General features: G+C 42.4%; 6 protein-coding genes. 5 read left to right on the forward strand and 1 reads right to left on the reverse strand.

The genetic code is table 11. The features are described 5' to 3' along the window. Positions 1–16: 16 nt before the first annotated feature. From ybeY to KOE27_RS22695, 5 genes are all read left to right on the forward strand, one after another. Positions 17–430, forward strand: a complete 414-nt coding sequence (gene ybeY, locus KOE27_RS22675; protein WP_215241051.1) for an rRNA maturation RNase YbeY — start codon at positions 17–19, stop codon at positions 428–430. A 66-nt stretch (positions 431–496) separates the two neighbouring features. Beyond that, positions 497–2359, forward strand: a complete 1863-nt coding sequence (gene mnmG, locus KOE27_RS22680; protein WP_215241052.1) for a tRNA uridine-5-carboxymethylaminomethyl(34) synthesis enzyme MnmG — start codon at positions 497–499, stop codon at positions 2357–2359. Next, entirely contained in the window at positions 2356–3261 is a 906-nt protein-coding gene (locus KOE27_RS22685; protein WP_229252889.1) for a class I SAM-dependent methyltransferase, read from the forward strand. The genes mnmG and KOE27_RS22685 overlap by 4 nt, the downstream gene beginning before the upstream one ends. Before the next feature lie 68 nt (positions 3262–3329). After that, positions 3330–4937, forward strand: coding sequence for an Ig-like domain-containing domain (locus tag KOE27_RS22690; RefSeq protein ID WP_229252891.1), 1608 nt, complete (start codon positions 3330–3332; stop codon positions 4935–4937). 439 nt (positions 4938–5376) lie between these two features. Next, on the forward strand, positions 5377–7197 hold the full coding sequence (locus KOE27_RS22695) for a tetratricopeptide repeat protein (protein WP_215241053.1): 1821 nt from the start codon (positions 5377–5379) through the stop codon (positions 7195–7197). A gap of 138 nt (positions 7198–7335) precedes the next feature. On the opposite strand, the gene thrC is transcribed toward KOE27_RS22695, so the two are convergent. After that, positions 7336–8640 carry a threonine synthase gene (gene thrC, locus KOE27_RS22700; protein WP_215241054.1) on the reverse strand — a complete coding sequence of 435 codons (1305 nt, stop codon included), beginning with the start codon at positions 8638–8640 and terminating at the stop codon, positions 7336–7338. Positions 8641–8865: the final 225 nt, after the last annotated feature.

Raw genomic sequence — 8865 nt, forward strand, 5'->3', positions numbered from 1 at the left:
AAATTTCCCTACCATCATGATAAAATTCTTCTCCGAAGAAATAGATTTTAAGGTACCTAAGCCCTTAAAAACAAGACAGTGGCTATCAAGTATCTGTAAATCAGTTGATTATGATTTAAATACACTTAATTATATTTTTTGTTCTGATCAATACCTGCTCGAAATAAACAAACAGTATCTCGATCACGACTATTTTACAGATATCATCACGTTTGACAACAGTGAAGAGGAGGGTGTTCTGGAGGGAGATATTTACATCAGTGTGGACCGTGTCAGGGACAATGCACAAACATTTGAAACTGATTTTGAAACCGAGTTACGCCGGGTGATTGTACACGGATTGCTTCATCTGATGGGTTTTGAAGATACAAGTGAAGAATTAAAAAAGGAGATGCGAGCCAAGGAAGATGCATGTCTTCTGCTATTTTGAAAAATTTCCACGTGGAACGTTTTCTGTTTATAAAACTGATTCCACATCAAAGTCATTGAAAAAATTATGTTTCCAGAATATGATGTGATTGTAGTAGGAGCAGGACATGCCGGCTGCGAAGCAGCGGCGGCAGCGGCAACCATGGGCTCCTCAGTCCTGCTCATTACAATGAATATGCACACCATTGCACAGATGTCCTGCAACCCTGCTATGGGTGGTGTTGCCAAGGGGCAGATCGTACGTGAGATAGACGCCCTCGGCGGACAATCCGGAATTGTCAGTGACAAAACCATGATCCAGTTCCGTATGCTTAATCTATCCAAGGGTCCAGCCATGTGGAGCCCTCGCTGCCAAAGCGACCGCGCCCTTTTTGCACAGGAATGGAGAAACATCCTTGAAAATAATCCTAACGTTGACTTCTGGCAGGATACTGCTAAAGAAATTCTTCTAAAAGACGGAAAAGCCTGCGGAGTCAAAACAAGCCTTGGGATTGAGATAAAATCAAAAGCTGTTGTACTTACCAACGGTACCTTTCTGAACGGCCTCATTCATATTGGTGAGAAGAATTTCGGCGGAGGACGTACCGGAGAAAAATCAGCAACCGGCATTACGGAACAGTTGGTCAGCATCGGCTTTCAAGCTGGCCGAATGAAGACAGGTACACCACCCCGCGTTGACGGGCGCTCACTTGACTATTCAAAAATGGAAGAGCAGCCCGGAGATGAAAATCCGAGCAAATTTTCCTACAGTGATACCCGACCGCTCCAAAAACAGCGAAGCTGCTGGATCACTTATACAAACAGCGAAGTTCACGAAATTCTCCGCACCGGATTCGAAAAATCACCCATGTTCTCCGGCCGTATCAAAGGACTTGGCCCGCGTTACTGCCCCTCCGTCGAAGACAAAATAAACCGCTTCGCAGACAAAGACCGCCATCAGATTTTTGTTGAGCCCGAAGGCTGGGATACCGTGGAAGTTTATGTAAACGGTTTTTCCACTTCACTTCCCGAGGATGTTCAGTACGCTGCTCTGAGAAAAATACCAGGATTTGAAAACGCCAAAATGTTCCGCCCGGGATACGCTATTGAATACGACTATTTCCCCCCTACACAGCTCAAACTAACATTGGAAACACATCTGGTATCCAATCTGTTTTTTGCCGGGCAAATCAACGGTACTACCGGCTACGAAGAAGCCGCCTGCCAGGGGTTAATGGCCGGTATCAATGCACACCGGAACGTCCATGACCTGGAGCCCTTCACGCTGAAAAGATCCGAAGCTTACATTGGTGTACTGATCGACGACCTCATCAATAAGGGCACCGAAGAACCTTACCGGATGTTCACTTCCCGGGCTGAATACCGTACCTTGCTACGCCAAGATAACGCAGATATCCGCTTAACCGAAAAAGGATTCAACATAGGATTGGCCAGCGACCAAAGACTAAAAAAGGTAAAGGAAAAAGTCAGACAGGTAGAGGAGTTGAGCCAGCTATTCGCAGAATTCAAAATTCAGCCAGATGAAATCAATGCTGGTCTTGAATTGCTGAATACCTCCCCGGTCAGAGAAAAAACGTCCTTGACCCAGTTACTCAAAAGACCACAAATTTCTATTGATAAGCTGTCTGCTATGCATGCAGGTATTCAGGATCTTTTGAAAACCTATGATCAGGACGCTATCCAGCAAACAGAAATTCATCTTAAATACGACAGTTATATTGAGAAAGAAATGCTTCTGGTTGAAAAAATGAACAGACTGGAAGACCTCACCATCATTGACAACTTTAACTACGATGTCGTAACTTCTCTGTCCTTTGAAGGCAAGGAGAAACTTAAAAGAAGCAGGCCTGCAACAATCGGCCAGGCCTCAAGGATCAGCGGTGTAAGCCCATCCGACATTTCAGTTTTAATGCTTTATATAGGAAGATGATGTCTCTGGAAACGATTAAAAGCTGCCCCGTTTGTGAAGGCAACAGCTTCAATAAATATCTGAATGTTCAGGATTATACTGTTTCAAATAAAGAATTTACGATACAGCAATGTACTTCCTGCCATTTTTTACTGACCAATCCCAGGCCTCCGGAAGATGAAATTGGCGCCTTTTACGAGTCAACAGATTACATATCCCATCATGACGAAGCCCGTGATCTGTTCAGTAAAGTATATATAAAAGTTCGCGACTATACCCTAAGACAAAAATTAAAAATGCTCAATTCCCTTTTTCCAGACAAAGGGAACTTACTGGATATAGGCTGCGGGACCGGTAATTTCATCCACGTTTGTCAGAAAGACGGGTGGCATATCTCTGGCACCGAGCCCGATGCCGGAGCACGCAAAGTGGCAGCTGGTAGGGCAGGAGCACCTATTTTTGATAGCATAAACGCTCCGGAATTACAGACAAAAAAATTCAGCATCATCAGTTTATGGCACGTTCTGGAACACGTTCACCAACTGAATGAAACCATTGCCTGGCTCGAAAAACATCTTGAAGACAACGGCAAAATAATCATTGCAGTACCTAATCCTCAATCCGCTGACGCGCTCACCTATGGCAAGTATTGGGCCGCATACGACGTCCCCCGCCATTTGTACCATTTTACCAAAGCCAGCATGAGGCAGCTCCTGAACAGACATTCGCTGCGGATAGATCAAATAAAGCCCATGTGGTTCGATTCATTTTATGTCAGCATGTTAAGTACCAAATACCAAAAAGGGAAAACAGATCTGTTAAATAGTGTGAAAACAGGAGTTCTTTCCAACATCAAGGGTAATTCAAATCATTCCGATTCGTTAAATACATCCAGCCTGATTTATATTATTTCAAAGCAATAAAGTACTCAGTCAAACATTAAACCCTCAATACCAGACCAAAGTATTGGGGGTTTTTATCTAAAGAAAAAATGATAATACGAACCATTCTTTTTGCTATCCTTTCTTTGATCATTTTTGGCCGATGTGCCCAAACCGTTACGCCAACCGGAGGTAAAAAAGACTCCATCGCACCCGTTTTGATACAAAGCATACCGGTATCCAAAACCCTCAATTTTAAGGGTGACAGGATAGAGCTCTTCTTCGACGAGTATGTGGTGATTGACAACATCAATCAGAAACTTGTGATCACGCCCGAAGCCGACAATCCTTATTCCTACAAACTAAACGGTGAATCGGTGGTGCTCAATTTCAAAAAGAAGTTCAAAGACAGTACTACTTATACACTCAATTTCGGTGACGCCATTAAGGATTTTGCAGAGAAAAATCCTGCTAAAAATTTAAAAATCGTCTTCAGCACCGGAGCCAGCCTCGATTCTGGAAGGGTATACGGTACCCTTCGCGACGTAAAAACAAGCAAACCTTTGTTTGATGCACTGGTTGGCCTCTACAATATCAGCGATACCCTGAACATAGCCAAACAGAAGCCTTATTACTTTTCCCGAACAGACAGCAGCGGCCGTTTCAGTATAGAAAACGTTCAGATACGTAAGTACAGACTTATAGCGATTGAAGATAAAAACCGAAATATGCTCTATAACGCCAAGGATGAAAGGGTAGGCTTTCTGAATGACTCTATTAGTGCCGCCTCAGATTCCGTCAGTTATTCCATCAATATGGCCCTCTCAGACGTTACACCCATGAAAATACAGCGTACCATTCCAAAGGTCAACAACTACACTGTGGTATTCAATAAAGGCGTCGAAAAAGCCAACGTTTCCTTTACAACGCCGGATACCTTGCCTTACATACTAGAAAACAGCCAGCTCAAATTCTTCAATTTACAGCCACATTCCGATACCGTACAGGTTAAATTGGTCGTCACAGATTCGCTCGGAACTGATAGCACTTTTAACCAGAAAATCTCTTTCATGCCGCAACGCGGAAAAGAAAGACAACGGGATCCATTCTCTATGACCGTCCGTCCTGAGCAAAACAAACCCCTGTCCAATAACTTTTCTTATTTCCTGCAATTCAGCAAACCCGTGGCCCTGCTGGATACCAACTCCATCACTCTCATCAGCGACAGCCTTACAAGAAAGCCTCTTAAAGAGATACCACACGAGTGGAATAAATTTCATAACCAGCTGACTATTTCAGGAAAAGCTACATCCAAAGACACCATTAAATGGGAATTTCCAAAGGGAAGTATTATCAGTGTAGAAGGAGATACCCTCGTCAAAATGCTCATGAAACACCCTTTGCTCAACGAAGAAGATTACGGGAAACTCACCGGTACGGTACTGAATATTGATTCCAGTATGCACGTAATCGTTGAGCTTGTAGACGAGCAATTTAAAGTACTTAAGACGTCGTATACCTATCCCTACAAATTCGAATACATTCCTGAAGGCAGGTACTATCTCAGAGTTACACTGGACAGAAATAACAACAAACGGTGGGACAGCGGACGCTTCGATGAAGGCAAACAACCCGAAACCATTCTGTACCTGCCCGACAAAATGCTTATCAAAAGCAATTTTGAGCTGAACGATATCAACATTTCAGTTCCTAAATAGATGTTTTTTCGAAAATGTTATAAACCAATTGTGGATAACTATGTGAATAAGCCGGAAAACTTGTTCATAAATCCCATAATTTTGTTAACAAACATGTGGATAACCCGTGGATACTGTGGATAAAATTGTGAATTTCAACCTAAAGTGGACAACTATCACCTAAATCTGAGTTAACAGTACGTTAATACACTTTAGTAATTGTGGATAACCCTATAGGGCCCTGAAACGCTGTTACCAACATTATGATGTAGATAAATTATTTCCGATATTGTCTACCAGCCACTTAGATGTTAATAATAAATCTTTTGAATGTGGATAAATTAACATAGTTATCCACAAAGTGTTCACAACTATGTTAATCTTAAGTGGATAAGCAACTTATCGACATATCCACAGCCCTATATAATGATGATAAATACAAAAGAAAAATTTTTCTATTATGAAAAGGGTTTTAAAATGGGTCACGATTGGTAGTATAATTTTCGGGGCGGCGGCCGGCGGGCGGGTGTTTGGGCAGACAGAAAAGGAGCTGGCCGAAGAGTATTTCAAGAAGGACGACTGCTCCAAGGCCATCACTTATTATACCAGCGTGCTTAAATCTGAATTTGACAAAAGTGCTCTTAAGAATTACGCGCATTGCATTGTGCGGACCAAAGCCTGGAATGAAGGGGAACAATTTGTTAAAAAACAGATCAAAAACGATAACCTGAATGCAGGTTGGTACTATATGTATTGGGGAGTACTGCTGGACGCCCAGGGAAAGGCCCAGGAGACGTTGAAAAAGTATCATCAGGCCATTGGCTCCTTTGGTACGAGGATTGATCAGAAGCGCGAAATTGCTGAGGAATTCCGCAGTATCAATCAACCTGAAATGTCACTGACAGCGCTGCTTCAGGCGAGGGAAAGTTCCAAACGGAATGATCTTTTCCAATTGGAACTGGCCAGCGTGTACCGGGATCTGAACCAGCCCGAGAAGATGATCGACGAGCTGTTGTCATACGGTACGCGGTACCAGAATATCGAAGTGGTACAGAACATGCTTCAGGACTTTAAAAAGGATGAAAAGGAGCAGGTACTGCTGGAGAAGATCCTCTATGATAAAATACAGAAGTTCCCCAACGAAGGATTTTATAACGAACTGCTGATCTGGTACCAGGTACAGAAGAAGGATTTTTATAAGGCATTCATTCAGGAACGCGCGCTCGACAAGCGTTTCAAACACAGCGGTACCCGGCTGCATAACCTGGGTATTCTGGCTATTCAGAACCTGGATTATGCCAATGCAGGGCTTATCTTTGATTACATTGTAAAGGAATATCCCAAGAGCCAGCTGTATCCTGTGGCCCGGAGAATGGCCATTTTTTCGCGTGAGCAGCAGGTAAAAAATACTTATCCGGTTAACAAAAAGGAGGTTCAGAAATTGCTGGTCCAGTACCAGCAACTGGTGGATGAGCTGGGTACCAATGCAAGAACAATGGAAGCATTGCGGAATATGGCAACGCTCTATGCATTTTACATGGACGATTTTAAAAGGGCCGTGGAAGTGCTGGAACTTGCCATTGAGGCTGGAAAACAGGAAAAAAGTTTTGTTGACAAGTGCAAGCTGGATCTGGGAGATATATACTTGCTGAAAGGCGAGCCATGGGAAGCGACGTTGGTATATTCACAGGTTGAAAAATCGCAAAAGGACGATTTACTGGGTTACGAAGCCAAATTAAGAAATGCCAGACTGCATTATTACAAAGGTGATTTTGATCTGGCCAGGGATGTTTTGAACATACTTAAAAAGGCTACTTCCAGGGAGATTGCCAATGATGCCAATGATCTCTCTTTGCTGATCATGGATAACACGGGACTGGATAGCAACGAAACCGCCATGAAGCGTTATGCTTCCGCCGAACTCCTATTGTTCCAGAACAAAAGATATGAGGCACTGGATACACTCAGAAATTTATACCAGGCCTATCAGAACCACAGCCTGGCCGATGAGATACTCTGGCTCACGGCGAATACTTATATGAAGCTGGATAGCAATCAACAGGCACTGGCTTCCTTGAAATTACTTACCGAAAAATTTGGGATCGATATTCTTGGTGATGATGCTCTTTTTGAAACGGCACGTCTTTATCAGGAAAAATTAAATAACAGGGAGGAAGCCATGAAGTACTATCAGGAACTGATGGAGAAATATCCCGGAAGTATTTTCGTTGCCGAATCCAGAAAGCGCTTCAGGATTTTAAGAGGTGACATTATCAACTGATTTTGGTACTTACACAAAAAAGGGAATGAAGTGTCAAAATCTGACTTTTCATTCCCTTTTTCCTTTTTCTGTACGGTGCCGAGGACGAATTATGATGCGCTACGAAAATCTAAGGCGCATAAATTTCTGAATTTTTAGTTATAAGTTATTCATTAACAGTTTTTTAAAGCTTGTAAAGTCCGGTTTCATTTTGGTTGACTTTTTTTCAATCGAGAGCAGTTTCTGAAGCCTTTCGGGCACTTCTATACTTTTTCCGAGTGTTTCTTCTACCAAGTCGATAAATTTCGCTGGATGAGCGGTCGATAAGAAAACACCGGTGAAGTTTTTATTATTTTCCTGGCGATAAGATTTTAAACCAAGATAAGCGACAGCCGTATGCGGGCATACCACATAATTAGTGTTTCCAAATATTTCCCTCATTGCTTTCCGTGTCTGTTCATCGTTGAAATAGTAGCCGGAAACTTTTGATTTTACCAAATTCCAGTCATCATCAAAAAAACGGGTCAGTCTTACGAAATTACTGGGATTACCTACGTCCATGGCATTGGATATGGTTTCTACCGAAGGTTCAGGTTTGAAGATACCATTTTCAAGATAACGTGGTACCGAGTTATTGATGTTGGTAGCTGCTATGAAGCGCTCAACCGGTAGTCCCATCCTGTAAGCAAGTATCCCGGCGCTCAGATTTCCGAAGTTTCCGCTTGGTACTGAAAAGACCAGAGGTTTCCCTAATTTTTTCAGCTGTGCATAAGCCGAGAAAAAATAGAAGGACTGAGGGATGAGCCGGGCGATGTTAATAGAATTTGCGGACGCCAGATTAAATCGGGATGTAAGTTCGGAATCCAGGAATGCTTCTTTGACCAGCCTTTGACAATCATCAAAAGTACCGTCAATTTCAAGGGCGTTCACATTGTAACCCAAGGTGGTAAGTTGTTTCTCCTGGATCTCACTTACCTTGCCTTCAGGATAAAGAATGGTAACTGTTATTCCCGGAACCTTGTAAAATCCCTGGGCAACTGCACCACCAGTATCTCCGGAAGTGGCCACCAGTATGTGTATCTGTTTTTGAGACCTTAAAAGAAAGTAAGACATCAGAGCTGCCATGAAACGGGCTCCAAAGTCCTTAAATGCCATGGAAGGCCCATGAAATAGTTCTAGAACGTAATCCTCAGGAGTAATTTGTACTACCGGTGCTTCAAAATCATAGGCATTGTTGATGAGCTCAGTGATATCTTCCAGGGGAATATCGTCGCCCAGCAATGTTTTGGTTATTTCAACGGCGATCTCTTTAAATGAACGGTTTTCTATGTCATTCAAAAATTCCTTTGATACCTGCGGAATGTATTCAGGCATATAGAGGCCATTATCGGGAGGCAAGCTCCGGAAAACGGCTTCTTCCAGGGAAGCGGTTAGGTCTGATGTTCTGGTACTGTAAAATATCATTTTTTATTAAATGCTACTGAAAAATGGGAGTGCAAAGTTAATTAAAATCCAGGGCGTTAAAGGGTTTGGATTTTAATTTTGGAAAAAGTATCTAACTTGTTTGTTTAATTTTTATACCACCGATGTAAATGTTCGGACGGTTAAGCAACACGAAAAATATTTAAAGGAACGGATTCACAACATTTTTCATTTATAAAATGTTGTGAAATTCGGAAAATATAAATT

This window comes from Dyadobacter sp. CECT 9275 (assembly GCF_907164905.1).
Taxonomy (GTDB): Bacteria; Bacteroidota; Bacteroidia; order Cytophagales; family Spirosomataceae; genus Dyadobacter; species Dyadobacter helix.